This window comes from Bradyrhizobium sp. P3_C3 (assembly GCF_056402655.1).
In genome coordinates this window covers 47,605-74,224 of the sequence record NZ_JBFUGY010000042.1, presented here as the reverse complement: position 1 = coordinate 74,224, position 26,620 = coordinate 47,605, and the positions used below count along the sequence as shown (strand labels likewise).

Annotated in this window: 23 protein-coding genes and 1 pseudogene; 14 read left to right on the top strand and 10 right to left on the bottom strand. The window is 62.8% G+C overall.

Annotation, left to right across the window (positions count from 1 at the left end):
- Nucleotides 1-183, top strand: a pseudogene (locus tag AC1DW2_RS34790) (outer membrane protein); the annotation flags it as partial.
- Nucleotides 184-1,338: 1,155 nt separating this feature from the next.
- Here AC1DW2_RS34790 and AC1DW2_RS34785 read toward each other — a convergent pair.
- Complete coding sequence (locus tag AC1DW2_RS34785; protein WP_439035340.1) at nucleotides 1,339-2,868, bottom strand: FAD-dependent monooxygenase; 1,530 nt, start codon at nucleotides 2,866-2,868, stop codon at nucleotides 1,339-1,341.
- 239 nt (nucleotides 2,869-3,107) lie between these two features.
- Entirely contained in the window at nucleotides 3,108-3,452 is a 345-nt protein-coding gene (locus AC1DW2_RS34780; RefSeq protein ID WP_477008241.1) for a response regulator, read from the bottom strand.
- 552 nt (nucleotides 3,453-4,004) lie between these two features.
- Here AC1DW2_RS34780 and AC1DW2_RS34775 point away from each other — a divergent pair.
- The 4 genes from AC1DW2_RS34775 (at nucleotide 4,005) to AC1DW2_RS34760 (ending at nucleotide 8,260) form a co-directional block, all read left to right on the top strand.
- A complete protein-coding gene (locus AC1DW2_RS34775) occupies nucleotides 4,005-4,328 on the top strand; it encodes a hypothetical protein (RefSeq protein WP_049813059.1) in 324 nt (107 codons plus the stop codon).
- A 671-nt stretch (nucleotides 4,329-4,999) separates the two neighbouring features.
- Complete coding sequence (locus tag AC1DW2_RS34770; RefSeq protein ID WP_167768092.1) at nucleotides 5,000-6,268, top strand: CaiB/BaiF CoA transferase family protein; 1,269 nt, start codon at nucleotides 5,000-5,002, stop codon at nucleotides 6,266-6,268.
- Between the two features lie 213 nt (nucleotides 6,269-6,481).
- Nucleotides 6,482-7,687, top strand: coding sequence for an acyl-CoA dehydrogenase family protein (locus tag AC1DW2_RS34765; protein ID WP_439035338.1), 1,206 nt, complete (start codon nucleotides 6,482-6,484; stop codon nucleotides 7,685-7,687).
- Between the two features lie 9 nt (nucleotides 7,688-7,696).
- Nucleotides 7,697-8,260, top strand: coding sequence for a flavin reductase family protein (locus AC1DW2_RS34760; protein WP_354123894.1), 564 nt, complete (start codon nucleotides 7,697-7,699; stop codon nucleotides 8,258-8,260).
- A gap of 24 nt (nucleotides 8,261-8,284) precedes the next feature.
- Here AC1DW2_RS34760 and AC1DW2_RS34755 read toward each other — a convergent pair whose 3' ends face one another.
- Nucleotides 8,285-9,193, bottom strand: a complete 909-nt coding sequence (locus AC1DW2_RS34755; protein WP_439035337.1) for an NAD(P)-dependent oxidoreductase — start codon at nucleotides 9,191-9,193, stop codon at nucleotides 8,285-8,287.
- Nucleotides 9,194-9,359: 166 nt separating this feature from the next.
- Here AC1DW2_RS34755 and AC1DW2_RS34750 point away from each other — a divergent pair, with 166 nt between their 5' ends.
- The 6 genes from AC1DW2_RS34750 to AC1DW2_RS34725 all read left to right on the top strand — a co-directional run bounded on the left by AC1DW2_RS34750 (nucleotide 9,360) and on the right by AC1DW2_RS34725 (nucleotide 15,715).
- The gene (locus AC1DW2_RS34750) at nucleotides 9,360-10,343 is read left to right on the top strand and encodes an ABC transporter substrate-binding protein (RefSeq protein ID WP_038958560.1); all 984 of its coding nucleotides are present in this window, start codon (nucleotides 9,360-9,362) and stop codon (nucleotides 10,341-10,343) included.
- Between the two features lie 75 nt (nucleotides 10,344-10,418).
- Nucleotides 10,419-12,113 (top strand): dihydroxy-acid dehydratase, encoded by a 1,695-nt coding sequence (ilvD, locus tag AC1DW2_RS34745; protein WP_477008236.1) that lies wholly within the window; start codon nucleotides 10,419-10,421, stop codon nucleotides 12,111-12,113.
- A 124-nt stretch (nucleotides 12,114-12,237) separates the two neighbouring features.
- Nucleotides 12,238-13,083 (top strand): ABC transporter ATP-binding protein, encoded by an 846-nt coding sequence (locus tag AC1DW2_RS34740; RefSeq protein ID WP_477008235.1) that lies wholly within the window; start codon nucleotides 12,238-12,240, stop codon nucleotides 13,081-13,083.
- Nucleotides 13,080-13,865, top strand: a complete 786-nt coding sequence (locus AC1DW2_RS34735; protein WP_439035334.1) for an ABC transporter permease — start codon at nucleotides 13,080-13,082, stop codon at nucleotides 13,863-13,865. Before AC1DW2_RS34740 ends, AC1DW2_RS34735 begins: the two co-directional genes overlap by 4 nt.
- The gene (locus AC1DW2_RS34730) at nucleotides 13,862-14,629 is read left to right on the top strand and encodes an ABC transporter permease (RefSeq protein WP_439036985.1); all 768 of its coding nucleotides are present in this window, start codon (nucleotides 13,862-13,864) and stop codon (nucleotides 14,627-14,629) included. Before AC1DW2_RS34735 ends, AC1DW2_RS34730 begins: the two co-directional genes overlap by 4 nt.
- A gap of 39 nt (nucleotides 14,630-14,668) precedes the next feature.
- Nucleotides 14,669-15,715 (top strand): 2,5-dihydroxypyridine 5,6-dioxygenase NicX family protein, encoded by a 1,047-nt coding sequence (locus AC1DW2_RS34725; protein WP_028156630.1) that lies wholly within the window; start codon nucleotides 14,669-14,671, stop codon nucleotides 15,713-15,715.
- Here AC1DW2_RS34725 and AC1DW2_RS34720 read toward each other — a convergent pair.
- From AC1DW2_RS34720 to AC1DW2_RS34700, 5 genes are read right to left on the bottom strand one after another with little or no spacing between them, the layout of a single operon-like run.
- Nucleotides 15,712-16,704, bottom strand: a complete 993-nt coding sequence (locus AC1DW2_RS34720; RefSeq protein WP_439036984.1) for a 3-hydroxybutyryl-CoA dehydrogenase — start codon at nucleotides 16,702-16,704, stop codon at nucleotides 15,712-15,714. The genes AC1DW2_RS34725 and AC1DW2_RS34720 overlap by 4 nt on opposite strands.
- Before the next feature lie 3 nt (nucleotides 16,705-16,707).
- The gene (locus AC1DW2_RS34715) at nucleotides 16,708-17,796 is read right to left on the bottom strand and encodes an NAD/NADP octopine/nopaline dehydrogenase family protein (protein WP_439036983.1); all 1,089 of its coding nucleotides are present in this window, start codon (nucleotides 17,794-17,796) and stop codon (nucleotides 16,708-16,710) included.
- Entirely contained in the window at nucleotides 17,793-19,319 is a 1,527-nt protein-coding gene (locus tag AC1DW2_RS34710) for a class I adenylate-forming enzyme family protein (RefSeq protein WP_477008234.1), read from the bottom strand. The genes AC1DW2_RS34715 and AC1DW2_RS34710 overlap by 4 nt, the downstream gene beginning before the upstream one ends.
- Nucleotides 19,320-19,321: 2 nt before the next feature.
- The gene (locus tag AC1DW2_RS34705; RefSeq protein ID WP_085405771.1) at nucleotides 19,322-20,611 is read right to left on the bottom strand and encodes an acyl-CoA dehydrogenase family protein; all 1,290 of its coding nucleotides are present in this window, start codon (nucleotides 20,609-20,611) and stop codon (nucleotides 19,322-19,324) included.
- A 12-nt stretch (nucleotides 20,612-20,623) separates the two neighbouring features.
- Nucleotides 20,624-21,421 carry an alpha/beta fold hydrolase gene (locus AC1DW2_RS34700; RefSeq protein ID WP_439035329.1) on the bottom strand — a complete coding sequence of 266 codons (798 nt, stop codon included), beginning with the start codon at nucleotides 21,419-21,421 and terminating at the stop codon, nucleotides 20,624-20,626.
- A gap of 210 nt (nucleotides 21,422-21,631) precedes the next feature.
- Between AC1DW2_RS34700 and AC1DW2_RS34695 the strand changes: the two genes are divergently transcribed.
- The 3 genes from AC1DW2_RS34695 (at nucleotide 21,632) to AC1DW2_RS34685 (ending at nucleotide 24,753) form a co-directional block, all read left to right on the top strand.
- Nucleotides 21,632-22,393 (top strand): SDR family NAD(P)-dependent oxidoreductase, encoded by a 762-nt coding sequence (locus tag AC1DW2_RS34695; protein WP_085405773.1) that lies wholly within the window; start codon nucleotides 21,632-21,634, stop codon nucleotides 22,391-22,393.
- A gap of 31 nt (nucleotides 22,394-22,424) precedes the next feature.
- On the top strand, nucleotides 22,425-23,261 hold the full coding sequence (locus tag AC1DW2_RS34690) for an enoyl-CoA hydratase family protein (protein ID WP_014493756.1): 837 nt from the start codon (nucleotides 22,425-22,427) through the stop codon (nucleotides 23,259-23,261).
- A gap of 241 nt (nucleotides 23,262-23,502) precedes the next feature.
- The gene (locus AC1DW2_RS34685; protein ID WP_477008233.1) at nucleotides 23,503-24,753 is read left to right on the top strand and encodes a flavin-dependent oxidoreductase; all 1,251 of its coding nucleotides are present in this window, start codon (nucleotides 23,503-23,505) and stop codon (nucleotides 24,751-24,753) included.
- Between the two features lie 9 nt (nucleotides 24,754-24,762).
- On the opposite strand, the gene AC1DW2_RS34680 is transcribed toward AC1DW2_RS34685, so the two are convergent.
- The gene (locus AC1DW2_RS34680; protein ID WP_007601580.1) at nucleotides 24,763-25,218 is read right to left on the bottom strand and encodes a cupin domain-containing protein; all 456 of its coding nucleotides are present in this window, start codon (nucleotides 25,216-25,218) and stop codon (nucleotides 24,763-24,765) included.
- 27 nt (nucleotides 25,219-25,245) lie between these two features.
- Complete coding sequence (locus AC1DW2_RS34675; RefSeq protein WP_477008232.1) at nucleotides 25,246-26,421, bottom strand: ABC transporter substrate-binding protein; 1,176 nt, start codon at nucleotides 26,419-26,421, stop codon at nucleotides 25,246-25,248.
- Between the last annotated feature and the right edge of the window lie 199 nt (nucleotides 26,422-26,620).

Sequence of the window (26,620 nt, the reverse complement as noted above, 5' to 3'; positions counted from 1 at the left end):
GGCTGGTTCATGAAGACCGAGTATCGTTCGGCCTTCTACGACCAAAAGACCCAGACCGAACTGCTCGACGTTGGCAACGTTCCGCTGGCCAACAGCATCCGTGCCAACAGCTGGAATCAGACGATCTCGACCTCGCTGGTCTACCGCTTCAATTGGACCGGTCCGGTCGTCGCGAAGTACTGATCTGAACTCAACTTCAGACGTCAAAGCCCCGGCATCGCCGGGGCTTTTTCGTTTGTCCTGAACGCTCGTGCAACACGAAGTGCGATGGGATCCAGGCAAACGCCTAGCGCTGGAATATGCAAAATGACCTGCACGATCACATTGAATGCCGAATTACGCTCGCCCGGACCTCCGCGGCGGGCTTTGTCGTTTCGGCCGGTAATGAAGGTCGGGGGTGCTTTCGGCCTCGGCTACGTTGCCGGCGGCTGTGGCTGAGCGTTCTTGGAAGCTTCGGCGCGACGGGCGATTTCGACGAAGAGCTTTGGCTGCGTTCGCAGGAGAATACATGAGCACTGACCGACAGAAGCGTAAGCGCTGTTCAGCGGCCACCTACCGGATGACGGGGTGATCTGCGAGTCTGCGGTTTGTTCGGACCGTTAGGCTTAGAATGGACACAGTGCATAGTGCTATCGCGGAGCCGGTGCGGCGGCTTGCCGATACCTCTCCCAACGCATTCCCGTACGAAACTGACCAGCGATATGATCGCGTAATTCGGTATGGTCGCAGCCGACCGCATAAGCGGGGCTGACGCGGCCCCTCAGAGCCATGCCAGTCCGTCTCAGCGTATTGCGGTACATCCTGAACGACGGATCTCTGAAGCCTCTCAGCGCCTCTCACTGGCGTGCCTTCTCATTGGTGACGTTGTCGCGATAGCGCGTGAGAAGCTGCGCAACAGTGATTGTATTGAGAGATCGTACGTCATTGGGGATCAAAGTCCGATCTAACTCGGCTTCGATCTGCCGTGCCCAACGTTGTGCATCAGATTTTGATTGAAACGACTTGGCTTGTTGTGTGTGTCCGTGGCGTCTGACTTGGACCTGCCACTTCCCGTTCCTGAACCGTAGGCTTGCCATTCAAAAAGCTCCTCACGCGTGACCAGCTTGTGACCGGCCGGTCTGAGGAGCTTTTGAGGAGCTACCACCAACGCTCTAAGAGGTTGGTAGATCGAGAGAAACACTGGCGCACCCGACACGATTCGAACGTGTGACCTTTGCCTTCGGAGAGCAGCGAGCGGCGTAATGTTCGGATATTGAGCCGTGTTTCGAAAACCTGATGCCAATCAAGCCCGCGGAATCCCGCGGGCTTTGTTTGTATGGCGCCTCTGACGTTCGCGCGCTACACCGCAGCAGCCGGTCCAAACCAGGTGGTCAGCGCGTCCTCGAGTCCTCGTTGGCTTTCATCGCCGACCCACGCCACGTGCCCGTCTGGCCGAACCAGCACGGCTTCGGGCGCGGCGACCTGCCCGATGGCGGGGAGCTCCCACGCGCCGTCGTGGCTGGCGTTGACGACCCTGATGCGGTCTGCCCAGGGTGCGATGTCGAACCCGCCGGACTTGCCGAAATTGATCAGCAGGGCCTGCGCTCCGTGCAGCAGCGTGAACAATCTCTGCGGATGGCCCTCGACGATCAGGTCGAGATCGGGCATCCGGCGCCCGAGCAGTTCGTGTCCTTCGCCGAGATCATAGCGGATGTCGAGTCCGCTCATCATCGCGCCAAAACGTTGGCGGGGCTCGTCCATGGCGAGCAGGTCGGACACCACGTCGCGCGCGGCCTTGAGGCCAGCCTCGCCGCGGCGGAGCATGGCGATTTGCGCCAGGGTGTTGCGCAAGACGCGCGCAGCAACGGGATGACGCTCGGCGTGGTAGGTATCGAGCAGGCCGTCGGGCGAAATTCCCCTGACCACCTGCGCCAGCTTCCAGCCGAGATTGACCGCGTCCTGCACGCCGGTGTTGAGGCCTTGCCCGCCGACGGAGTGATGGATATGCGCGGCATCGCCGGCGAGCAGCACGCGCTCCCGGCGATAGGACACGGCCTGCCGCGCCGCATCGGTGAAGCGGGAGATCCAGGCGGGATTTTGGAGCCCGAAGTCGGTGCCGTACACGGCGACGAGCGCATCGCTGAGATCGCGCAGGCCGGGTTCGCCGGTGCGGTCGAGCGTCGCTTCCGTCACGACGACCAGCACGCGACCGCTCTCCGCCTTGCTGAGGCCGTGAAAGCCGATGGCGTCGTGGCGGAGACCCCATACCGGCTCGTCGCGCATCTCGACTTCGGCCATGAGATTGCTGAGCGTCGGATCGGAGCCGACGAAATCGATGCCGGCCTTCTTGCGTACCCGGCTGCGACCGCCGTCGCAGCCGACGAGGTAGCTTGCGCGCAATGTCTTGCCGCCGGCGAACGCAACGTCGATGCTGGTCGCATCCTGAACGAAGCCGATCACTTCGGAGTTTCGATAGATCGGCACCGCGAGCTCCTCGACCCAGTCGGCCAGGATGCGCTCGATGTGGCTCTGCCGCAGCGCGAGGCCATAAGCGTGCCGGCTGGGGAGATCGCCGATGTCGAGCCTGGTCCAGGCGAAGCCCGCGAGCTGGGTGACTTGCCCCTCGCGCAGGAAGCGCTCCGCGACGCCGCGCTGATCGAGGATCTCGATGGTCCGCGCGTGCAATCCGCCGGCCCGCGTACCGACGAGCTCCTGATCCGGGCGCCGCTCGACCACGGCGACGTCGACATCCGCGAGCGCGAGCTCGGCGGCCAGCATCAAACCGGTCGGGCCGCCGCCGGCGATCAGCACGGCATGGTGACTCGCGCGGCTGGCGCCGGCCCGCTTGGTACGGCCGCGCGGCCGGGACGACGGAAGCAATACAGGCATGTGGACCCCCTCGCGTTGCTGCTTTGGATGCTCATTGGGGCGGGGGTTCTACGGCAGGGCGGGGGACTTGAAGCAAGCCCCTTGCGCACCACATATCAAACTGGGAGGAAGGGCTCCTTCTTCCGCGTTCGCCGTGTTGACACGTCGGGCAAAACACCGGCAGAATGGCATCATCGACCTGAGTTTGGTTCGACCCGCGCGGGAGCTCCCGCCGCGGGTTTTCTTTTGGGCTCTGGCGTTCAGCGAACGCCGGTGGTTCGCCGCATGGTGTCGGGGAGCTCCTCGAACGAAAACGGCTTCCTGATCATTGGCAGGCCCCCGCGCCGCGGTTCGCGCCCCGATAATTGCAGGATCTTCAATTCCGGGCGTAGCTGCTTCGCCAGTTCGGCCAGTTCGTGACCGTCCATGCCCGGCATACTGATGTCCGTGATGAGGATGGAGATGTTCTCGTTCTGCCCGAGCCGATCAAGCGCATCCGGGCCGCTTTGGGCGCTTGTCACCTCGCAGCCGAGATCTTCCAGCATGCCCACGATGACGTCGAGGACGCCGGGATCGTCGTCAACAACCAGTACAGTATGGCTCATCGCGCGCACGGTCCTTTGACCGAAGGAATAAACGCGCCGCTCTTCGGCTAAGTTCCGGCACGGTGTGGTCGAACGAGGGATGTTTGACATGTCGAAACACTGGCAAATGACATCATCGAGACGAGTTTGGTCACCCGCGCTGGAAGCACCCGCCGCGGGTTTTTCGTCTCGATTTTGAGATCGGACGGTGGCCGCGCATCCGGCCACGCACTCGCTAGACCACGTTCAAGGAACGCCGACCGGCGCGGCGCCGGGTCCGTTGCTCGCGCCGCTGCGGTCTCGGGGCTCACGGACATAGGGTTCGCGCCCGAAACGATCGCGCTTGGTCACGCGATCTGCCGCTTTTTTCCTTTTTAGTGGAGAGACGATGACCGCCTAACTGATATCGCTCGCACTCGCGGGCTTGGTTGCAATCGTGTTGTGGGAGACATTTTCTTGAAAGATGAGATCGAAGGCGAGCTCGCGAGCGAGCCGGCCCGCCCGCCCGCGCGACGGAAGACGTCTAAGGCGCGGATGCTGACCGAGACTGATTGTATCCTTCTACTTCGCCAAGTGTGGTTTCGAGAACGTTGCAAGGATCATCAACCAGATGATGAAATCAGGGCGATCGTGGCTGAGACACTTGCCGAGCAACACAGGCTGCAACAGGAGAGCATCGATGCCTTCGTACTGAAGGCCGTCGCATCGGTGCTAACTTCCTTCGGAATCGAACACGACGACCGGAAGGAGCTAAGGGCTGATCTCCAACACGTGCGGAGGTGGCGAAAGAGCGTGGAGCAGGCGCAGAGCTACACCTTCAAGGCCGTTATCACGGTGATCGCGACCGGACTGATGGGGGCCGTTTTGCTAGGCGTTAGGGTCGTGCTGGGCAAGTGAGCTCCCACGGTGCCGACATCTCTGCACTTGCACGCCCGCTATTTCCCGCAAACGGGCCGTACAAAATTCGTATCGTTGATGCATCCGATGACGACGTCGTCGATACGTTGGCTGATCTGCATCGGTCGACGCTCTTCGACGCGGCGGCCATGCCGCAATTCGAGTTGGGAGCGTGGTGGCTTGCCTAACATGGCGATGAGGCGGTCGCATTTGCCRGCGTCATACCGTCGACGCACATTCGAAACGGCGCTACTTCTCGAGGGTCGGCGTGCTGCGACGGCATTCGGAGCGGGGACTTCAGGGGGCTGCGTATCGAAAGGGATGCCATTCTCTTGAATACGACGGACAACTTCATCCAGGCGGGCTATCGGCTCTTCGAGCCAGAGGTACCCGAGGCCTCGGCGCACACGCTCTATTGGCGGAAGTGGCTTCGCTGAGCGGGGTTTCCCGTAATGCGGAACGAGTTTTTCTCGGTGCAGGATGGCCAATGCGAGACACAGCGTAGCTCGCACTCCCAAAATGTTCGGGCCCGACGGCTTGATGGCTGCCGGGCTCTTTTTGCGTATTGAAGCGATGCGGGTGAAGCACTTGCGAAGTTGGCGGCGCCGGGCTTTAAGTTTGCTCTTGCAAGAAATTCGGCAACCATAAGCCGATGTAAGGGAGCGCCGTCGATGCCCACCAAGCCTCAATTACCGGAACGTTCGTCGCGGGCGACGGGCGCGCCTACCGCGCTCGACGGTCTGTTGGTCGTCGATTTTACGCGGGTCGTGGCGGGGCCGGCCTGCACGCAGACGCTTGCCGATTTCGGTGCACGCGTCATCAAGATCGAGAATCCGGATGGTGGCGACGATACGCGCGCCTATGAGCACGCCGAAATCGGCGGCGAAAGCGCCGCTTATCTGAGCCTGAACCGCAACAAGCGCGGTATCGCGCTCGACCTGACCGTGCCGCAGGCTCGCGAGATCGCATTGGACCTGATCCGGAAGGCGGATGTGGTCGTGGAGAATTTTTCAAGTGGAGTCATGAAGAAATTCGGCCTCGACTACGAGGCGGTCGCGCCGCTCAACCCGCGGCTCGTCTATTGCTCGATCTCGGCTTACGGACGCTCAGGACCATTTGCCGCGCGGCCCGGCTTCGATCCCATCACGCAGGCGGAAAGCGGCTTCATGTCCCTCAATGGGTTTGCCGATGGGCCTGCGGTTCGTACCGGCCCCCCGATCGTGGACATGGCGACGGGGATGTCCGCCTGCAACGCCATCCTGCTGGCGCTTTTGGCGCGCGATCGGCTCGGCCGTGGGCAGCATGTCGAGGTCGCCCTGTTCGACGTCGCCATGGGCATGACCGGCTTCTACGGCATGGCCTATCTGATCAACGGCGAAAACCCTGGCCGGTTCGGTAATTCGCCGAACGGGTCCCCCACGGTCGGTGTCTATGAAGCTTCCGATGGGCCGCTTTACCTGGCCTGCGCCAACGACCGGCTCTATCGTCGGCTGGTGGTCGAGGTGCTGAACCGCCCCGATTTGATCACTGATCCGCAGTTCGCGTCGCGCAAGGCGCGCTCTGAGAACAAGGAGCTCCTGCGGGCAGCCATTGCAGAGGTCTTCGCGAGCGATACCCTCGAGAACTGGATGGCAAAGATGAAGCTGGCCAATATCCCGGTCGGCTATCTCCGAACGGTCGAGGAGGGGTTCAATGCGCCCGAGGCCCGCGAGCGTCATCGCCTGAACAGGATTCCGCACCGTACCGCGGAGTGGGTCCCTAATATCGAACCTCCGATCAATATGAGCCTGACGGGAGCAATTGATCCCGTCGCTGCTCCCTTGTTAGGCGAGCATACCGAAGACGTCCTGCGTGATACGCTCGGTTACGACGAGCGCCGGATTTCGGAGTTCACTCAGAAGGGCGTCTTTGGATCAGGCAAGCCATCGACCTCAGGCTAAGCTTGAGCGGTCAGCTCCGTGGAGCCAGGCATCGCAAAGCTTGCGGAAAGCTGCTTTGAGAACACGGTGTACGCGACATCGCATTCCTGCGAACAGCTGGGGTGTAGGGGCGACCACGCAACGTTAACCCTGCCCAGCTTGATTTGGCGAAGTTCCCGCCGCATAACTATGTGAAAGCGAGGGACACGAATGGCGCCTGGTCAAGAGCCGAGCATGGGCCAGCCGACGGGGCAGGAAGCCGGCGAACGCGCCTATGCGGCAATGATCGCGAGGACCCGGGCACTCGTGCCGCGGCTGCGAGAGCGGGCTGCCCGTACGGAGGAACTGCGGCATCTTCCGACGGAAACCGAGAAGGATCTCCACGACGCCGGCCTGTTCCGCATGCTGCAGCCGAAGCGCATCGGCGGTGCCGAGCTTGACTATGTCGCTCTTGTCGACTGCGCCGAACTGCTGGGAATGGCGGATGCGTCAGTGGCGTGGAATCTCGCTAACCTGGCGAGCCACCATTGGATGCTCGGCATGTTCGAGCAGAAGGCGCAGGATCTGGTCTGGCGCCGTGATCCCGACGCGCTGATTGCGTCCTCGTTCATTTTTCCAGCTGGTCGTGCCACGAGGGTCGAGGGCGGTTACAGGTTGCACGGGAGCTGGCCGTTCTCCTCGGGCGTTGCCTCCTGCGAATGGAACATGCTTGCAAGCGTTGTCTATTCTGACGACGAAGCGGACGGGATCGAGTACCGAATCTTCCTGTTGCCGAAAGTCGACTACAAGGTGCTCGACACATGGAATGTTACGGGACTGCGCGGTACCGGCTCCTGCGACGTCGAAGTCAGGGACACTTTCGTGGCCGACTATATGACGGTCGCGGTTGGTGATCTTGCCGGCGGCCCGACGCCGGGAAGCAAGGTCAATCCCAATCCGCTGTATTCGCTACCTGTGTTCTCGCTTTTTCCTTACGTCCTCTCTGGCGTCGCGCTGGGGAACGCTCAAGTATGTCTCGACGATTATGCGGAGGTCGCGCGTCATCGCATCTCGACCTACAACCGTGCCAAGCTCAGCGACTTTCAAAGCACGCAGATCAAGATCGCGGAAGCCTCGGCCAAGATCGACGCTGCGCGCCTGATCATGCGTTCGGCCTGCGTCAATGCAATGGAAGATGCGAGGCGCGATCGTACTCCTGATATGGCGACCAAGACCAGGTATCGTCGCGATGGAGCATTTTCGGTGAATCTATGCACCGACGCGGTCTCGATGCTGTTTGCGGCGAGCGGAGCGCGCGGTCTGTTCACGACGGGCGTGTTGCAGCGGCAGTTCCGCGATGCGCACGCGATCAACTCGCATCTTGCGTTCAACTTCGATGCGGCCGGAACCAATTACGGACGGGTGGCTCTGGGCCTGCCGTCCGAGAATCTCACGCTGTGAGGCCGGCCGATGAATGATCTGCCGAAGCAGCCGGCCATTTCCGATCCAGCCAATGAACTCGCCAGCGACAGTTCGCCGATCGATCCTCGCGATTTTCGCAACGCGCTTGGCACATACGGAACGGGCGTAACGATCATCACGGCCATGGCCGCTGATGGAAAGCCCTATGGCATCACCTGCAATTCGTTCGCGTCAGTCTCGCTGAATCCCCCTCTGGTCCTGTGGAGCCTCGGATTCTATTCCTCAAGCCTCCCCGTGTTTCAGAACGCCAGCCATTTCGCCGTTCACATACTCGGCACGTCGCAGCAGGCGCTTGCAAACAAATTTGCAAAATCGTCCGAGGACAAGTTCGCCGGGGTCGACTGGACCCCGGGCCTCGGGAACGCGCCGGTCCTTGCCGAGAGTGTCGCCAACTTTCAATGCCGATCGGTCAATCGCTATTATGGCGGTGACCACGTGATCTTTCTCGGCGCGGTCGAGGCCTATGCCTACAGTGCCAAGGAGCCCCTGCTGTTTGCGCGCGGGGGGTATGGCCGGTTCCTAGCTGATGATGAACGCAAGAAGTTGCCATAAGGCGATTCAAGGACGCGCGTCGGCTCAGCGGTCTGTGGCCGAGAGCTTGTAGATTTCCAAAGCGTCCGCGTCGGCGCCGCGTGCAGCCTTGGCCAGCCTGAATATCTGTCCCGCGAGGGTCGCCATCGGCACCGGCGTTGACGTCGCCTGGGCGACATCGGCGACCGTGTCGAGATCCTTGAGCATTGTCGCGATATGGCCAAGCGGCGGCGAGTGGATGCCCTGGACCATGCGCGGCACGAAGAGCTGAAGCGGGATGGAATCCGCAAAGCCGCCGGCGAGCGCCTCGGGCAGCCGGCTTGCGTCAATTCCTGCGTTCGAGGCAAGACGCGTTGCTTCCGCCAGAACGGCCATCGCGCATCCGACGATCACCTGGTTGCAGAGTTTTGTGGTTTGGCCAGCCCCGATCGGGCCCATGTGGGTGAACCTGCGTGCCATGTGCAGCACGTAGGGCCGTGCCCGCTCGATGTCAGCAGCTTCTCCGCCGGCCATGATGGCGAGCGTGCCTTCCTCTGCGCCCTTGGTGCCGCCGGACACCGGCGCATCTATCCAGCCTGCGCCATTCGCGTCTTTCAGCCGCGCTGCAAGATCGCGCGCGGCGTCGGGATGGATTGACGAGAAGTCAACGACGAGCTTGCCTGCGCCGGAAGCCGCTGCAAGACCGTCGGGGCCGAAAATCACGTCTTCGACGGCGGCGGCATCGGTTACGCACATAAAGACGATATCCGCGTTCGCCAACATGTCGCGGGGCGTGGCTGCGCGCCTGGCGCCGGCCGCGACGAGCGGAGCGACCTTGCCCTCCGAACGATTCCAGACAGCGACCTGATGGCCGGCTTTGAGCAAGCGCCGGGTCATCGGCGTTCCCATCAGTCCAAGGCCGAGATAGCCGAGCCTCTCGACGCCCTGCGGGTTTGTCTTGCTCGCATCAGCCATAGGTTGCCTCCTTCTGTCGCAGCGCAAACGCCGCCTTACCATACATTGCGGGTCGGACAGCGAAACCGTCCGGCTCGCATGGCTTGCCTGATTGTTTGAACCATGAAACATTTGAGTGGTCGGGTTGGGCGGCGCCGGTCGGCGCCGGAGCAGCGGAGTGGGCACGATGCGAACCGTTTCGAAGTGGATCCTGGCTTTGGGAGCGGCCGCGGCTGCGAGCGCGGGGGCAGGCCCGTCATGGGCACAGCAGACCATTCGCGTCGGCTGGACCATTCCGGCCGAGGAATCCAAGTACTGGATGATGCGCAGGCCGGCTGAGTTTCCCAATATCGGCAAGGCCTACAACATCGAATGGACCCAATTTCAGGGCACCGCGCCGATGACGCAGGCATTGGCGGCCGGCGCGCTGGACTGCGCGACGCAAGCGCCGCTGTCGCTCGCCAACGGTGTGGTTGGCGGCAATCTCAAGGCCTACATCGTGGCGCAGCACGTCTTCGAGAAGCCCGGCGGTTTCTCGGTCTATTGGGCGGTGATGGATGACTCGCCGATCAAGACGATCGCCGATCTCAAAGGCAAGACGGTCGGCATTTCCGTGATCGGCGGCGGCACGCAAGGCCCCTTCAACCTGTTGCTCAAGCAGAATGGCGTCGATCCGGCGAAGGACATCAAGCTGGTCGAGGTCGGATTTGCCGTCTCCGAAGATGCTCTGCGTCAGGGCCGCGTCGACGCAGTCAACATGAACCAGCCGTTTGCTGCACGTGCGGAGGCGAAGGGGGGCACAAGAAAGCTGTTCTCGTTGTCGCAGGCGATGCCGAACATCGTGCACATCCTGGAAGCCTGCCGCGCTGATTTCGTCGACAAGAACCCCGACTTGGTGAAGGCCTACGTGCGTGACATTACCTCAGGTATGAAGAAAGCGCTGGCCAACCGCGAAGAGACGCTAAAGGTCGTCAATGAGGTTCTGAAGGCGCCTATTCCGGTGCTCGAGACCTATCTGCTAAAGGACAACGATTTCGGCCGCGATCCGGGTGCGGCGCCGAACTTCCCCGCGATCCAGAAGATGCTGGACATCTACGCGGAGACCGGAATGCTGCCGAAGCTGGATGCCATGCAGTTCAAGCACGCGACGATCGTCGCGCCGCTGGAATAGGCGACGGGCGAATTGTCCCAACAAGGGGCGCGGCGTCCTGGATCATCCCGGACGTTGCATGAAAAAGATGCGCGCATGAAGAAGTTGCGATCACGGGTCACGACTGACGGCCTCGACCGGGCCCCGCACCGCGCTTTCATGCGCGCAATGGGGCTCGACGACGCAGCGATCGCCAAGCCGATGGTGGGCGTCGTCAGCATGAAGGGCGAGCAGACGCCCTGCAATATGACCCACGACTTCCAAGTGGCCGCGGCAAAGACGGGAATCGAGGAGGCTGGTGGCACGCCGCGCGAATTCTTCACCGTGTCGGTCTCCGACGGCATCAGCATGAATCACGAGGGAATGAAGTTTTCTCTCTTTTCGCGCGAGCTGATTGCCGATTCGATCGAAGCCGTCGTTCATGGTCTCGCCTATGACGCGCTGATCGGGTACGGCGGATGCGACAAGACACTTCCCGGCGTGATGATGGGCATGGTTCGTTGCAACGTACCGTCCATTTTCATCTACGGCGGCAGCTCGCTGCCGGGCCGGGTGGACGGGCGGACTCTCACGGTGCTCGACTCCTATGAAGCTGTCGGCAGCTTCATGACCGGAGAGATCGACGGCGCCACGCTCGAACGGATCGAGCGCGCCTGCCTGCCGACCATTGGCGCGTGCGCGGGCCAGTTTACGGCGAACACGATGGGGATGGTGTCGGAGGCGATGGGGCTGACCATTCCCAACGTCTCGATGGTGCCCGGTGTCTATGCCGAACGTGCACAGATCTCGCGCCGCGCCGGGCGGCTGGTGATGGAGATGCTGGAACGTGGCGGCCCGCTGCCGCGCGACCTCGTGACTCGGAAATCCCTCGAGAACGGTGCGGCGATTGTTGCCGCCACGGGCGGCTCGACCAACGCTGCGCTGCATCTGCCGGCGATCGCGAATGAGGCCGGGATCGCATTCACGATTGATGACGTCGGCAAGGTCTTTGCCAGGACGCCGCTGATTGGAAACTTGCGGCCGGGCGGCAAGTACACTGCGAAGGATGTCTACGACATCGGCGGCGCGGCCGTCGTGATCCGCGAGTTGATCCAGAGCGGGCACATCGATGGGAGCTGCTTGTCCGTCACGGGGCGCACGCTCGCCGAAGAATATGGCGCGGCCAACGCTCCCGATGGTGAAGTCGTTTACGCGTCTCGTGCGCCGATCATGCCTGATGGTGGCGTGGCGGTTCTGAAGGGCAATCTCTGTCCAGACGGTGCGGTGATCAAGGTCGCAGGTTTAAAGAGTCAGCACTTCGAGGGCGTTGCGCGCGTCTTCGAAGATGAGGAGGCGTGTGTCAAAGCGGTCCGTGACCGCGCCTACACGGCGGGCGAGGTGCTGGTGATCCGCAATGAAGGGCCAGTCGGCGGCCCGGGCATGCGTGAGATGCTCGGCGTTACCGCGCTGATCTACGGCCAGGGTATGGGCGAGAAAGTGGCCCTGATCACCGATGGACGGTTCTCCGGCGCTACTCGCGGCATGTGCATCGGCTACGTGTCCCCCGAAGCGTTCGTCGGCGGTCCGTTGGCGCTTGTTCGCGACGGCGACAGGATCCTGATCGATGCCGCAAACCGGCGGATGGATATGCTGGTCGACGAGCAGGAACTCACGGCGCGCCGACGCGATTGGAAGCCGAGGCCGCCCCGTCACCGTGCAGGTGCGCTCGCAAAGTATGCGCGGCTGGTCGGACAGGCGCCGGGCGGAGCCGTGACACACGAGGGCCCTGCAGAATGGCCCTGGTTCGAATGATGCGCCGCTCCCGCGCGAGAATGACCGCCTGTCTGGCAAGTTTCTTGCTAAGCTCGATCGGCTGATGGAGGACATCAGCGGATCGGCTGCGTGACGTTCGCGCGTGAGTCAAGCGAGAGACGGAATGAGGGTAGTGCCTTCGAGATCGAGCGAATGGGTGAATCCGGTGACGTCACAAAGGCCGGCTTCTGCGATCATCGAGATCGACCGCGTCTCCCAGGTTTTCCAGACCTCGGCGCGCAAGGATCATTTGGCGCTATCGGACATCTCGCTGACGATCGAGGAAGGAGCCTTCGTCTCCATCCTTGGTCCGTCCGGCTGCGGCAAGTCGACACTTCTTTATATCGTCGGCGGCTTCGTCCGCCCGACCAGCGGCGTGGCGCGGATGAAGGGACAGACGATCACGGGCCCGGGTCCGGATCGCGGACCAGTGTTTCAGGAGTTCGCTCTGTTTCCCTGGAAGACCGTGTTGGGCAATGTGATGTATGGCCCGCGCCAGCAAGGTGTGCCTGCCACCGAGGCCGGAGCACAGAGCCAGGCCTTGATCGAGATGGTCGGCCTCAAAGGCTATGAGAACTTTTATCCCAAGGAGCTCTCGGGTGGCATGAAGCAGCGCGTCGCGCTGGCCCGGACATTGGCTTACCACCCTGAAGTTCTGCTGATGGACGAGCCGTTCGGCGCGCTCGACGCGCACACCCGTACACGTCTCCAGAATGATCTCCTGAACATCTGGGAGCGTGACCGCAAGACGGTGCTGTTCGTGACCCATTCGGTCGACGAGGCCGTCTTCCTGTCGGACAAAGTCGTGATGATGTTGAAATCTCCCGGCCGCATTCGGCAGGTGATCGACATCGATCTGCCTCGGCCGCGTCGCCGCAACGAGCTGTTGCTCGATCCGCGCTACCAGAAATACGTCGTCGACATCGAGCGCATGTTCGACGAGGTCGACGAGACCGGATCGCCGTCATGACATCGCTGGCTGCCGCCGCCAGACGTGCCGCCCCGGTGTTCGCTTGCATCGGGCTGCTGGCGGTGTGGCAGGTCGCGTCGCTCGTACTGAAGAATGACAGCTTTCCGACGGCGATCGAGGCGATCCGCGCAATCCCGGATATCCTTGGCGACAAGGAGTCGCTGATCAACATCCTGGCCTCGCTTCGCCGCATGGCGATCGGGTTCGGCGTAGCCGTGCTGGTTTCGATCCCGCTGGGTCTGTTGATGGGGCGCAGTCGTGCCGTCGCGGCCTTCTTCAACCCGCTTCTAATGGTGATCTATCCCGTGCCGAAAGCGGCGCTGATGCCGATCATCATGCTTTGGCTGGGCGTCGGCGACATCACGAAGACGCTGGTGATCTTCCTCGGCGTCAGCCTCCCCGTGATCTATCACAGCTTTGAGGGAGCCCAAGCCGTCGAAGAGAAGATGCTGTGGTCGGGCGCCGCGATGGGACTTTCGCCGCTGCAACGGCTGGTGCGGATCGTGCTGCCGGCGGCGCTGCCGGAGATCCTGACCGGATGTCGCACCGGTCTCGTGCTGGCGCTGATCACGATGATCACCAGCGAGATGATCGCCCGCCAGTCCGGCGCCGGCAACATTCTGTTCAATGCGCTGGACATGGGCCAATACGACACCGTCTTCGCGATGATCATCATCGTGGGGGCGATGGGAATTTGCCTCGATGCGATTTTCGAGCGGGTCCGCGCACGGCTGGTGCGCTGGTCCGAGCCTCAGTTCGACATGCCGCTGAGCTTCTCATGACATCGCGTCTTCCCTCAGCAAACGTCGTTCTCGGGCTCACGCCAATTGTGCTGGTGATCGCGGTTTGGCAAGGCCTCGTATCGTTCGGCTTTGCGCCTGCGGTCTTGCTGCCGCCGCCGGGATACGTCTTCAGCAGGTTGCTCCAGCAACTCGTGACGTGGACGTTTCAGCAGGAGATCGCGGCGACCCTGATCCGGCTGTTTGCCGGCTTTACGATTGCGGTCGTGCTCGGTGTAAGTATCGGCATCGCCGCGGCCGCCAATCCAGCGATCAATGCCGTGGTTCGGCCAATCGTGCGCGTATTGGCGCCGTTGCCTAAAGTCGCACTCTATCCGGCGCTGCTGCTTCTGCTCGGCTTCGGTCACGGATCGAAGATTACGCTGGTGGCTGCGGATGCGCTTTTTCCCATTTTGCTGTCCACCTATTACGGCGCGTCAGCCGTCGAGCAGAAGCTGATCTGGTCGGCGATGGCAGCGGGAACGCCGCGCTATGAAATCTTGTTCAAGGTGGTCTTGCCGGCGGCGATGCCGTCGATCCTGACGGGCTGCCGGATCGGCCTTGTCATTTCCTGCATCGTGGTGTTTCTGGCCGAGATGATCACGTCGACGGACGGGTTGGGGCACGTGCTGGTGACGGCGGCCCGAACTTTTCAGGCCGTCGACATGTTCGTACCGCTGATCACGATTTCGCTGCTGGGGTTGATCCTGAACGGCTTGCTGGGTGCCCTGCGATCGTATCTCTTGCGGGGCTTCCCCGAAGAGTGATCTGACTGAACAAAGAAACCAGAAGACCGGGAGTGAACCATGCTGGCGGATCGCATCGAGGCAAAATGGATCGACGCGTTTTGCGAGATCTTTGAGCGCTGCGCCGTCAAGGCCGGCGACACCGCGGCAATCCTCTCGGAAACCCAATCGCGCGCGCTGAACGTTCATTTGGCGGAGCTCGCCCTGCTGCGGATGGGCGCGCGGCCGTTTCATGTGGTGATGCCGACGCCACGTAACCGGAATATCGTGCCGGTTCGCTCGACCGGGGCAAGCGAGGCAATCCAGCGGCTTGGTCCGGTCATCACCGCACTCCAGCAGGCCGGCTTTGTGGTGGATTGCACCATCGAGGGCCTGATGCATGCGGTGGAGACGCCGGAGATCCTCAAGGCCGGTGCGCGGATACTGGTGATCTCCAACGAACACCCGGAAGCGCTGGAGCGGATGGTGCCGGATCCCGCACTCGAGAAGCGCGTTCGCGCGGCGGCGAAGTTGTTGCGTGGGACGAAGCGGATGCGCGTGACATCGAAAGCCGGCACGGCGCTCGACGTTGACATGGTCGGTGCGTCCACGGTCGGCGTGTGGGGCTGGACCGACAAGCCCGGCACGTTGGCGCACTGGCCCGGTGGCATTGTGGTCAGCTTTCCCAAGAGCGGAACGATCAACGGGACCTTGGTGATGGCGCCCGGTGACATCAATCTGACCTTCAAGCGCTACCTGGCGTCCCCGGTGAAAATGACGCTGAAGGACGATTATGTCGTCGAGCTGGAGGGCGAGGGCACGGATGCGGCGATGATGCGCGCCTATCTCGCGGCGTGGGGCGATCGCGAGGCCTATGCGGTCTCGCATGTCGGGTTCGGCATGAATCCGGGAGCCCGCTACGAAGCCCTCTCGATGTATGACCAGCGCGACACCAATGGCACTGAAATTCGTGCCGTCTCCGGCAATTTCCTGTTCTCGACCGGCGCGAACGAATTTGCCGGCCGCTACACGGCGGGCCACTTTGATTTGCCGATGATGGGAACGACGATCGAACTCGACGGCGTCGCGGTCGTTCGCGAAGGCGTGCTGCAGGACGTCTTCGGCTAGCTGCGGTCGAGGACCGGCGGGCGCGCGAGGCCGAAATGCCGGAGCAGGTCGACCATGGCCTGAAGCCGCTTCACGCGATAGGCGTCGACGTCCATGCTTGAATAATCGAGGAAGCCGGCACCCGTTCGCAAGCCGATGCGGCCTTCTTGCATATTGCGGGCAATGACGTCCGGCGCGCGATAGCGGTCGCTGCCGAGCGCGCCCTCGAGATACCGGCTCGCGTAGTACAAGATATCGCCGCCGCCCCAGTCGATGAACTCGAGCAGTCCGAGCACGGCATAGCGGAAGCCAAAGCCGTAACGGATCGCTTTGTCGATCTCCTCGGCGCTGGCGACGCCTTCCTCGACCATGCGTGCGGCCTCGTTCATCGCAAGCGCCTGAATGCGCGGGACGATGAAGCCGGGCGTCGCCGCGCAGACCACGGGGACCTTTCCGATGGCTTCGAGCAGCGCCTTGACCTCATCGATGATGGCGGGATCGGTGGCTTTGCCGGGTGAAACCTCGACCAGCGGGATCAGATAGGCCGGATTGAGCCAGTGCACATTGAGGAAGCGGCGAGGGTTCACGATCGCACCGGAGAGATCGTCGACGAGGATGGTCGACGTGGTCGAAGCGATGATCGTATCCGGGCCGACTTGTTTTGAAGCCGCCCCCAGCACCTCGCGCTTGAGCTCGACGACCTCAGGAACGCCCTCGAAAACCATTCCGGCGCCGGACAGCGCTGTGCCGCTTCGGCTGGCTGGTACCACCGAGACCCGTGCGATAAGCGGATCGACATCTGCCTCGCTCAGCAGTCCCAGCTTCGACAGGCTGGCAAAGGTCTTCCTGACTTCGTCGAGCGCGTCCGCCTCCAGCCTGGCGAAATCTTCCGCGGAACGGCCCTTGATATCGATCATCGTGACCGTATGCCCTGCGTAGGCGAACGCGACGGCGATGCCGCGCCCCATGCGGCCGGCCCCGAGGCAGGCAATGTTGGCGCGGCTGGTCATCGGTCAAAATCCCCTGCGAAGAAGCGCCTGGAGCTCGGCCTTGCCAAGATTACCAAGCCCCAGCGTCTCGAGCGTTCGGCCGCCCTGTGCAAAATCCTCGCCGCAAATCGCGCCGCCGATGGCCAGAAAGGCCTTGGCCAACGGCGTGGGCGTGCCCGCCAGGGCAGCGACTGAGACCAGCAGCGACAGCCCAAGCCGCAGATCCTCACGCATATAGCGGTGCTCGGTCAGCATGATCCGCTCACGCCAGTCGCCGGAATCGGTCAGCCGGTCGTGCGAGCCACGGCCATACATCCAGATCTCGCCTTCTTTGGCGTAGTGGTGGGCCAGCGGAAAATGCGGTGCGCCATAGCCAAGCGCTTCGCGCACCGCGATCCGTTCTGCGTCGAACGCGTCGGTCACCCGGCGGATCGCGGCCTGCGTTCCTTCCTTGTGGATGTCCCATCGTTCGAAATGCTCGATCGCGCCCGCGTTCATCACGATCAGCGGCGGGTGAATAATGGGCCCAGCATTCATCAGCGCGCCGGAGAGCGCATCGCCGCAGGGTTCGATCGCATCAGGGAAAGCGCGTCCGATCACTTCGAGTGCATGCGCGGCCTGATCGAGCGGAAACACGCCGACCGGCAGCCGCTTGGCACGGATGGTGATTGCGACCTCGAACGGCCCGTGCTTGCGGGTCAGCCAAGGCAGCGTGCCGGTCTCGGCAAAGCTTGCCTTGGCGTGGTTTCCGGCATCCCGCGCGGCTTGGGCGAAGATCATCGAGCCGAATGTGGCGGGCGGCAGGAATACGACCTGGCCGTCCCGCAAATGCGGAGCGAGCAAACGAGCAATGTCCGGCTGCGCGAAGGCAGGGGCGGGGCACAGAATCAGCTCGGTGCCATCAATTGCTTCGGCGATGTCCGTCGTCACCAGCGCGAGCTTCACATCGTGCCGGCCATTATGATCCTTCACCAGGATGCGCGAGCCGGCCGCGCGATGCGCCGTCACCTGATCGGTGTCGCGGCGCCAGAGCCGGACCTCATGTCCCGACAGCGCAAAATCGCCCGCGGCCGCGAAAGAGCCGTTTCCCCCACCCAGAACTGCAATCTTCAAGATGCTTCTCCTTGCGCGCGCGACTGCGCATCAAGCTGCTTCAGCAGGAAATGCTGGACCTTGCCCAGTGCCGTGCGCGGCAGGTCGTCGACGAAGACGATGTCGCGCGGAACCTTGTAACGGGCGAGCTGCGTCTGAAGATGCGCTCTCAGCTCGTCCACTTCGAGCCGGGAGCCGGACCGCCCGATGACATAGGCGACCGGTACCTCGTCCCAGCGCGGGTCCGGCCGGCCGATCACGGCGCATTCGCTGACATCGGGATGTTCGAGCAGGACGCGCTCGACCTCGGCCGGATAGACGTTCTCGCCGCCGGAAATGATCACATTCTTCTTGCGGTCGCGGACCCAGAAATACCCGTCGGCATCGCACAGGCCGATATCGCCGGTGCGATACCAACCGTCGTGCAGCGCATCGTGCGTGGCATCCGCATTGCCCCAATATTCGAAGAACACGTTGGGCCCGCGCACGGCGATTTCGCCCGGCGTACCCGCAGGGACCTCATTGCCGGCCTGATCGATCACCTTCGCTTCGCAGCACAGGCCGGCAAGTCCGGTCGATCCCGCGCGCGAAAGATCGCCGCCAAGCCGGGTGTAGACTGCGATGGGGCAGGTTTCCGTCGATCCATAAACCTGAAGCACCGGAACATCGCGCGCCACGAAGCGATCGATCAGGTGCGGTGGCACGATGGTCGAGCCGGTCGAGACGGCTTTGAGCGACGAGAGATCGGTCGTTGTCCAGGCGGGATGCTCGCTCACGGCCTGGAGGATTGCAGGCACCATCACCGTCAGGGTCGGTCTTTCCCGTTCAATGGCCGCGAGCGCGGTATCCGGCGTGAAGCGGGCGTGGATCGTGACGGTCGCACCAAGCTGCAGCGCCGGCGTGGTCTGGATGTTGAGGCCGCCGACATGGAAGAACGGCAGCACCGTCAGCACGTGATCATCCGACGTCATGTTGTGCATGTGCTGGCTCATGACGCCGTTCCAGAACAAGGCTTCTTGCCGCAGAACTGCGCCCTTCGGCCGTCCCGTCGTTCCTGACGTGTAGACGATCAGAAGCGGGCAGGAGAGATCAGTGTGCGGATTGCGGCCGCTGCCTTCGCTGCGAGCCAGCAACGCCTCGAATATCGCGCCACGAGGTGGCGTGAAGTCGAGTCCGATGACGGCCGTCCMCGGCGCAAGCTCCGGGAGAACTCCCGCAAATGCCTGCTCGAATACCAGGACCTTTGCGCCCGCATCGGTGAGAATAAAGCGCTGCTCGGCAACCGCCAGCCGCCAGTTCAGCGGCACCAGAATCGCACCAAGTCGCGCGCATGCGTAGAGCAGAACCAGATAGTCCGGTCGGTTCAGGCTCAGGATTGCGACGCGGTCGCCTCGGCCGACGCCGAACTCCTGCTTCAACGCCGTGGCGGTCCGTTCGATGCGCGCGGCGAGTGCGCCGTAGCTCAGCCGCTCACCTTCGAAGGCGATCGCCGTCTTGTCTGGCGCGAACGCCGCGTTGCGATCGATCAGACTACAGAGGTCCACCGTCAGTCGTCCGTTTCACCGGCCTCGTACAGCGCCTCGCGCCCGATCCGGTCGAGGCAGAGCTCGGCGGTCCAGGGCAGCATCAGCGAGCCGCAGCGGCTGTCGCGATAGATGCGCTCCAGCGGCAGCGAGCGGAGCATGGCCTGACCGCCGCAGGTGCGGATCGCGAGCGCGGCGAGCTCATTGGCGCCCTCCATCACCGAATATTGCGCGGCATAGGCGCGCAGCACCTGCTCCTTGCTTGGATTGGCGCGGGCCTCGGTGACGGCCTGGAACCAGATCGCCTTGATCTGCTCGAGCTTGATCTGCATCTGCGCGACCGCGATCTGTTTGGTCGGGTACATCCGGCGCTTGACCGGCGGCATGCCCGGTACCTCGCCGCGAAGATAGCGCACGGTGAAATCATAGGCGGCTTGCGCCAGGCCCATATAGGTCGGCGACAGCGTCAGGAACATATGAGGCCAGCGCATCGCCGCCTGGAAATAGACGCCGCGCGGCATCAGCGCGGAATCCTCAGGGACGAACACATCCTTGAACAGCAGCGTGCGAGAGACTGTGCCGCGCATGCCGAGTGGATCCCAGTCGCCGACCACCGAGACACCGTCCGATTTCGCGGAGATCGCGAGGTAAAGGGTGTTGCGGCGCGAGGCTTTTTCGCCCTCCTCGATCTCGGTGCAGAGCACGCCGTAATAGTCGGCATGACCGGACAGCGATGCAAAGATCTTCCTGCCGTTGACGATCCAACCGCCCTTCACGGGCTTTGCTTCCGTGCCGAACGCGACGCCGCCGGCCGCGGCCGCTCCACCCTCGGAAAAGGGCTGCGAGTAGATCGCGCCATCCTCGACGATACGCTTGTAATGCACCGCGCGCCGCCGCTCGTGCTCGGCGCGGGTCTCCGCGTCCATGTCGAGATCGTCGGCGAGCGGACCGGACCACAGGGTCGAGCAGACGTGCATGTTCCAGGTGAGGGCGGTCGCGCCGCAATAGCGGCCGATTTCCGCTGCCGCCAGTGCGTAGGTTTGATAGTTCGCGCCGAGCCCGCCATGCTTCTTGGGTACCGCGATGCCGAGCAGGCCGACGCGATGCAGGTCGCGATAGTTCTCAGTCGGGAAAATCGCCTCGCGATCGTAAGTCGCCGCGCGACCAGCGAACACGCTTTGGCCGATCTCGCGGGCGCGCGCGATGATGCCGGCCTGCTCGTCGTTCAGGCGGAATGCGACGGGATCGAAGATCGGCGTATCCAGTGCGACCTTGTCGGTTACGCCGATGTTCTTGCTGACTTGCATGGTCATTGCGCAGCCACCTTACGTTTTGGTTGCGACGGAATTCAGGAACCGGCCGAGGGCTTCGTCGAACGCGTCAGGGCGTTCAAGATTGGCGAGATGGCCGACCCCAGCCAGCTCGACATATTCGGCAGAGGGAATGAATGTTGCCGTCTTTGCCATCATGGGGGCAGGCGCATTATTGTCCTTGGAGCCGGACAACAACAGCGTCGGGACGGAAATGTCCTTGAGTGTGCTGCGCTGATCGAAGCCCATCAAAGCCAGCATCATGGCGCGATAGCTCGCCTCGGGCACGCTTGCCATGCACTCGCGCGCAAGCTCCATTCCCTTCGGATCGGGATCGTCGCCGACAAGCTCCTTCACCAGGGAGGGAGCCAGCGACTTCATGGTCTCACCGCGATCGAGCGGCCCAAGCCGCGCCGCGATGAACGATTTTTGCCAATCGCCATCGGCCTTGCCGAAGGCCGGGCTGGTCTGCGCGAGGACGACCGCGCGGGCCAGCTTCGGAAATTGCGCCAGCCATTTCTGCACGATCATGCCACCGATCGAATGGCCGACCAGAATTGGCTTGCTTGCACCAAGCTGCTCAATGAATTGCTGGAGCACATCGGCAAGGGCCGTGATGCTGACGGTGGCGAGTGGCGCCGATCCGCCGTAGCCCGGCATGTCCCACGCAATCGCGCGGAACTGGTTGCTGAATCTGGCAAGCTGCTGCCGCCAGGCCCGTGCCGCGCCGCCAATGCCATGCAGGAAGATCAGGGGCGTCGCGTCCAGATCGCCCGCGGCTTCATAGGCGAAGCGGCCGTCTTTTGTTATCATTGGCGCAGGCTGCGACACGCGACATCCTTTTGCTCGGCCGGGCGATGCTAACAGGCCTGTGGGGGATGGGAAGCGATAATTTTATACTTAAAGCAATTTTCGGGCCGGTCTCTCGCGCGAAGGCGTTCGCGGCGCTGCGGCAGCTTCGTTGCAAAAACTTGAAGGTTAAAATATATCGAGGAACGATCAGCAGAGCCAAGGAGCCAGCGCATGTCCGGATTGCCGCACTCGCCGCACGCGCTCGTGACCGGTGGCGGTCGCGGCATTGGCCGCGCCATCGCAGCCTCTCTTGTCGGGGTAGGTGCAACCGTGACGGTGCTCGGCCGGAACGCGGCTGTTCTAGAAGAGGCGGTCAGCGCAGGTGCCGCGCATTTTGCTGCGGTCGCCGACGTCTCGAACGAATTATCACTGAAAGCCGCTATCGCTGAAGCGAGCGCGCGAAAGCCGATCGACATCCTGATCGCCAACGCGGGAAGTGCAGAATCCGCGCCGTTCGCGAAATCGGACGCTGCCCTGTTTGCGCGCATGATGGACGTCAATTTCATGGGCGTTGTCCATGCCATCCAGGGCGTTCTGCCGGGCATGAAGGATCGTCCCTATGGCCGCATCGTCGCGATTGCCTCGACGGCGGGGCTCAAGGGCTACGCCTATGTCAGCGCGTATACGGCGGCGAAGCACGCCGTCGTCGGTCTCGTGCGCTCTCTTGCCCTCGAGACGGCCGGAAGCAATGTGACTGTGAATGCGGTGTGTCCGGGCTTCACCGACACCGATCTGGTCGCCGGCAGCATTGAAAACATCATGAGGAAGACCGGCAGGAGCCGCGAGCAGGCGATCGCCGAGCTCGCGAAGCACAATCCGCAGGGACGGCTGATCACGCCTCAAGAGGTGGCTGACGCAGTGCTTTGGTTGTGCGGCGAAGGCGCCGGTGCGATCACCGGGCAGGCGATTGCAGTCGCAGGCGGCGAAATCTAGTAGCGCGGAACAAACATAGTTAGGAGATCGCATGAGCAGACCAGCCAATCCTGTGACCGTGCCGCTCGCGGATTATTCGCCGCAGCACTTCCTGCTGGCGGTGGTCGACAGCGTTGCCACGGTGACGCTCAACCGTCCCGAGCGGAAGAATCCACTGACCTTCGAGAGCTATCGGGAACTGACGGATTTCTTCCGCGCCTGCGCTTTCGATGATGCAGTCAAGGCCATCATCGTCACCGGCGCCGGCGGTAACTTCTCGTCCGGCGGCGATGTGTTCGAGATCATCGGCCCGCTCGTGAAGATGGACACCAAGGGGCTGACCGCCTTCACGCGGATGACCGGCGACCTCGTCAAAGCGATGCGGGCCTGCCCTCAACCCATTGTGGCCGCGGTCGAAGGCATCTGCGCCGGCGCCGGCGCGATCATCGCGATGGCATCGGATATGCGGCTCGCGGCGAGCGGCGCGAAGGTCGCGTTCCTCTTCAACAAGGTCGGCCTTGGCGGCTGCGACATGGGCGCCTGCGCGATCCTGCCGCGGATCATTGGACAGTCCCGCGCCTCCGAGCTGCTCTACACCGGCCGGTTCATGACGGCGGAGGAGGGCGAGCGCTGGGGCTTTTTCAGCCGCATCGTCACGCCCGAGCAGGTGCTGCCCCAGGCGCAGTTGCTGGCCAAGCAGGTCGCGGAAGGCCCGACCTTCGGCAACACCATGACCAAGCGGATGCTGGCGATGGAATGGGCGATGTCGATTGAAGAGGCGATCGAAGCGGAAGCCGTTGCCCAGGCCTTGTGCATGACCACAGCGGATTTCGAGCGCGCCTTTGAAGCGTTCGCCAACAAGGTCAAGCCGGTCTTCAGGGGCGACTGAGCCCCGGACTTGCTGCGGGAAGCCAGCAATGGGGATTTGCGCCGCAGTACTTGCCCGGAACAGATCAGATTTTCTGCAACGACGTGCGCGACCGGCGGGATCTCGAGAAGCTGAGAATTAAGGCTAAGCCCAAGACCCGGGCCGAGCTCAAGGCGGAGGCGACAAAGCCGCTTGCGGCGGAGTGACCGCCCGTGCGACTTTAACCCCATTGCCTGGCGTATTTTCGAGTGGAGTAAGGGCGATGAAGGCGATTATCGTCGGTGGCGGTATCGGTGGTCTCACCACGGCATTGATGCTGCGCTCGCGCGGCATCGGATGCGAGATTTTCGAGCAGGCCGACACCATCCGCGAACTCGGCGTCGGCATCAACACGCTGCCGCATGCGATGCGGGAGCTTGCCGGCCTCGGTCTCCTCCAGCAGCTCGACGACGTCGCGATCCGCACCGACCAGCTCTATTACCTCAATCGCCACGGCCAGGAGGTCTGGCGTGAAGCCCGCGGCATCGACGCCGGCCATGACGTGCCGCAATTCTCGATTCACCGCGGCCGCCTTCAGGGCGTCATCCATCGCGCCGTCGAGGAGCGGCTCGGACCGGAGGCAATTCACACCGGCTGCCGCCTCGGCGCCTTCACGCAGGACGAGGGCGGCGTCACCGCTTATTTCTTCGACCGCTCGGGCGCGCACATCCATACTGCGCGCGGCGATATCCTGATCGGCGCTGACGGCATCCATTCACGCATTCGCGACACGCTGTTCCCGAACGAGGGACCGCCGTGCTGGAACGGCCTGATGCTATGGCGCGGTGCGCGCGATTGGCCGCTGTTCCTCACCGGCAAGTCGATGATCGTGGCCGGCGGCCTCAACGCCAAGGTGGTGATCTATCCGATCGCAGAGGGATCGAGCCCGGCGAGCCGTCTCACCAACTGGGCGGTGCTGGTGAAGGTCGGCGAAGGTAATGCCCCGCCGCCCCGGAAGGAAGACTGGTCGCGGCCCGGCCGGCGCGAGGAGTTGATGCCGCATGTCGCGCGCTTCTCGGTGCCTTATATCGACGTCAAGAGCCTGATCTCGGCAACGCCGGAATTCTACGAATATCCGACCTGCGACCGCGATCCCTTGCCTTGCTGGTCGTCCGGGCGCGTTACGCTGCTCGGTGACGCCGCGCATCCGATGTATCCGGTCGGCTCCAACGGCGCATCTCAGGCGATCCTCGACGCGCGCTGCCTTGCCGATGCGCTGGTGCGCGCCGAGCATCCGCGCCAGGCTTTGCTTGAATATGAGAAGAAGCGTCTGCCGATGACCGCTGACATCGTCCGATCCAACCGGCGCGGCGGTCCCGAGGGCGTCATCGACGCAGTCGAGCAGCTTGCGCCCGATGGCTTCGACAACGTCGATAACGTGCTGAGCTATTCCCAGCGCGAGGCGATCGTCCGCGGCTACGCCACCAAGGCCGGCTTCGCCGCAGTGCCGGGTCTGGCGGCGGTGCGCGCTTAGGACTCGCTGCTAGCCGCCGGGCGGCGGCGGCAGGAAGTGGATGTTGAACTCGGCGGCCATCGCCACCACGTCCTCGGGCTTCTGTTCCTTCATATTGTGAAGGCCCCAGAACAGGTCGAACAGCTTGCGGGTCGGCGACACCCAGAACAGCACCTTTGCGGTCTGCTCCGACTTGTTGAAGATGCCGTGCGGCACACCCATGCCGAGGCGGATCAGATCGCCCGCGGTCGCCTGCGACTCCGAATTGCCGAGCATGAAGTCGAGCTTGCCCTCGAGCATGTAGAGATACTCATCCTGGTCGGGATGGATGTGCGGCGGCACGAATGTGCCCGGCGGCAATGTCGCGTGCCAGGAGAAGCTGTGCTCGGTATTGCTCTTCGGCACGTAGGTCTGGCCGAGGATGTTCCAGGAAATGCCCTGGATCCCTTCATTGGCCCGTGTGATGCCGGTGATTTCGCTTTTCATTGCAGTCCTCCCGTAATGCGGTGCGGCTTAGTTTGCCGCCTTGCAGTCCTTGGCATAGCGGTCGCCATAGTTCTCAAAGACTTTCTGAACGATCTCGGTCTGGAACTTGCCGTCCGCACGCTTGGCGACCTTGGTCAGATAGAAATCCTGGATCGGATAGCCGTTGGTGTTGAACTTGAAGGCGCCGCGCAGAGAGGTGAAGTCGGCCTTCTTCAGCGCAGCTCCAACCGCATCCTTGTTCGAGAGATCGCCTTTCACGGCCTTGACCGCGCTGTCGATCAGCATCGCGGCGTCATAGGCCTGGAAAGCGTAGGTGCCGGGCACGACGTTGTAGGCGGCTTCATAGGCCGCGACGAACTTCTTGTTCTGGGGGTTGTCGAGATTGGGCGCCCAGTTCGCGCCGCCAAACATGCCGACGGCCGCATCCTGCTGCGCCGGCAAGGTCGATTCATCCACCGTGAAAGCCGAGAGCACCGGAATGCTGTCGGCAAGGCCAGCCTGCCGATATTGCTTGACGAGATTGACGCCGAGGCCGCCCGGCATGAACGTGAACAGCGCATCGGGCTTCTGCGACGAGATCTTGGAAAGTTCCGGCTGGAAGTCCAGCGTGTTCAGCGGCATGTAGGATTCTTCGACGATCTCGCCCTTGTAGTCGAGCTTGAAGCCCGCCACTGAATCCTTGCCGGCCTGATAGTTCGGCACCATCAGATACATGCGCTTGTAACCGCGATCCTGCGCGACCTTACCGAGGATCTCGTGGACCTGGTCGTTCTGATACGACGTCACATAGAAGAAGGGGTTGCAGTCTTTGYCGGCGAAAGTCGATGGGCCGGCGTTGGGGCTGATCAGGAACGTCTTGGACTCCGTGATGGGGCGGTGGATCGCCTGGAGGATGTTGGAGAAGATCGGGCCCACCACGAAGTCGACCTTGTCGCGCTCCAGAAGGCCCTTGACCTTCGTGACCGCTGCGTCGGGCTTCAACTCGTCATCGGCGACGATCACCTCGACATCTCGGCCCCCCATCTTGCCGCCGAGATCTTTCACGGCGAGCGCAAAGCCGTCGCGGACCTGCTGGCCAAGCGCGGCGGCGGGGCCCGACAGGGTCACGATCACGCCCAGCTTGATCTTCTCCTGGGCGAAGGAAGGGCTCACCGCGGTGCCGAGCAGCAGGGCGGCGGCGGCCAAGGTCGTTTGCGTCTTCATGATGTGTCCCCCGTGACGATCGGGCTTGCGCAGCAAGCCGCGTACTCCAATTCAAGCTTATGCAGATGATGGCGGCCGCGGCAAGCAAGCTCAAGGCGTGGCCATCCTGCGGGCAGTGCGCATGCAAGTGGCGCGCCAATTATTTGAAGCCTAAAGAAATTCGAGTGTGGTCGATTGTTGCAGCTTTAGGCTTGCGGCC

Coding starts and splice junctions, on each gene's coding strand:
- AC1DW2_RS34725 (WP_028156630.1), top strand. CDS start 14,669: ATGCTGGCGGATCGCATCGAGGCAAAATGGATCGACGCGTTTTGCGAG.
- AC1DW2_RS34760 (WP_354123894.1), top strand. CDS start 7,697: ATGAATGATCTGCCGAAGCAGCCGGCCATTTCCGATCCAGCCAATGAA.
- AC1DW2_RS34735 (WP_439035334.1), top strand. CDS start 13,080: ATGACATCGCTGGCTGCCGCCGCCAGACGTGCCGCCCCGGTGTTCGCT.
- AC1DW2_RS34740 (WP_477008235.1), top strand. CDS start 12,238: ATGAGGGTAGTGCCTTCGAGATCGAGCGAATGGGTGAATCCGGTGACG.
- ilvD (WP_477008236.1), top strand. CDS start 10,419: ATGAAGAAGTTGCGATCACGGGTCACGACTGACGGCCTCGACCGGGCC.
- AC1DW2_RS34755 (WP_439035337.1), bottom strand. CDS start 9,193: ATGGCTGATGCGAGCAAGACAAACCCGCAGGGCGTCGAGAGGCTCGGC.
- AC1DW2_RS34730 (WP_439036985.1), top strand. CDS start 13,862: ATGACATCGCGTCTTCCCTCAGCAAACGTCGTTCTCGGGCTCACGCCA.
- AC1DW2_RS34780 (WP_477008241.1), bottom strand. CDS start 3,452: ATGAGCCATACTGTACTGGTTGTTGACGACGATCCCGGCGTCCTCGAC.
- AC1DW2_RS34705 (WP_085405771.1), bottom strand. CDS start 20,611: ATGACCATGCAAGTCAGCAAGAACATCGGCGTAACCGACAAGGTCGCA.
- AC1DW2_RS34700 (WP_439035329.1), bottom strand. CDS start 21,421: ATGATAACAAAAGACGGCCGCTTCGCCTATGAAGCCGCGGGCGATCTG.
- AC1DW2_RS34690 (WP_014493756.1), top strand. CDS start 22,425: ATGAGCAGACCAGCCAATCCTGTGACCGTGCCGCTCGCGGATTATTCG.
- AC1DW2_RS34695 (WP_085405773.1), top strand. CDS start 21,632: ATGTCCGGATTGCCGCACTCGCCGCACGCGCTCGTGACCGGTGGCGGT.
- AC1DW2_RS34785 (WP_439035340.1), bottom strand. CDS start 2,868: ATGCCTGTATTGCTTCCGTCGTCCCGGCCGCGCGGCCGTACCAAGCGG.
- AC1DW2_RS34770 (WP_167768092.1), top strand. CDS start 5,000: ATGCCCACCAAGCCTCAATTACCGGAACGTTCGTCGCGGGCGACGGGC.
- AC1DW2_RS34750 (WP_038958560.1), top strand. CDS start 9,360: ATGCGAACCGTTTCGAAGTGGATCCTGGCTTTGGGAGCGGCCGCGGCT.
- AC1DW2_RS34765 (WP_439035338.1), top strand. CDS start 6,482: ATGGGCCAGCCGACGGGGCAGGAAGCCGGCGAACGCGCCTATGCGGCA.
- AC1DW2_RS34720 (WP_439036984.1), bottom strand. CDS start 16,704: ATGACCAGCCGCGCCAACATTGCCTGCCTCGGGGCCGGCCGCATGGGG.
- AC1DW2_RS34685 (WP_477008233.1), top strand. CDS start 23,503: ATGAAGGCGATTATCGTCGGTGGCGGTATCGGTGGTCTCACCACGGCA.
- AC1DW2_RS34680 (WP_007601580.1), bottom strand. CDS start 25,218: ATGAAAAGCGAAATCACCGGCATCACACGGGCCAATGAAGGGATCCAG.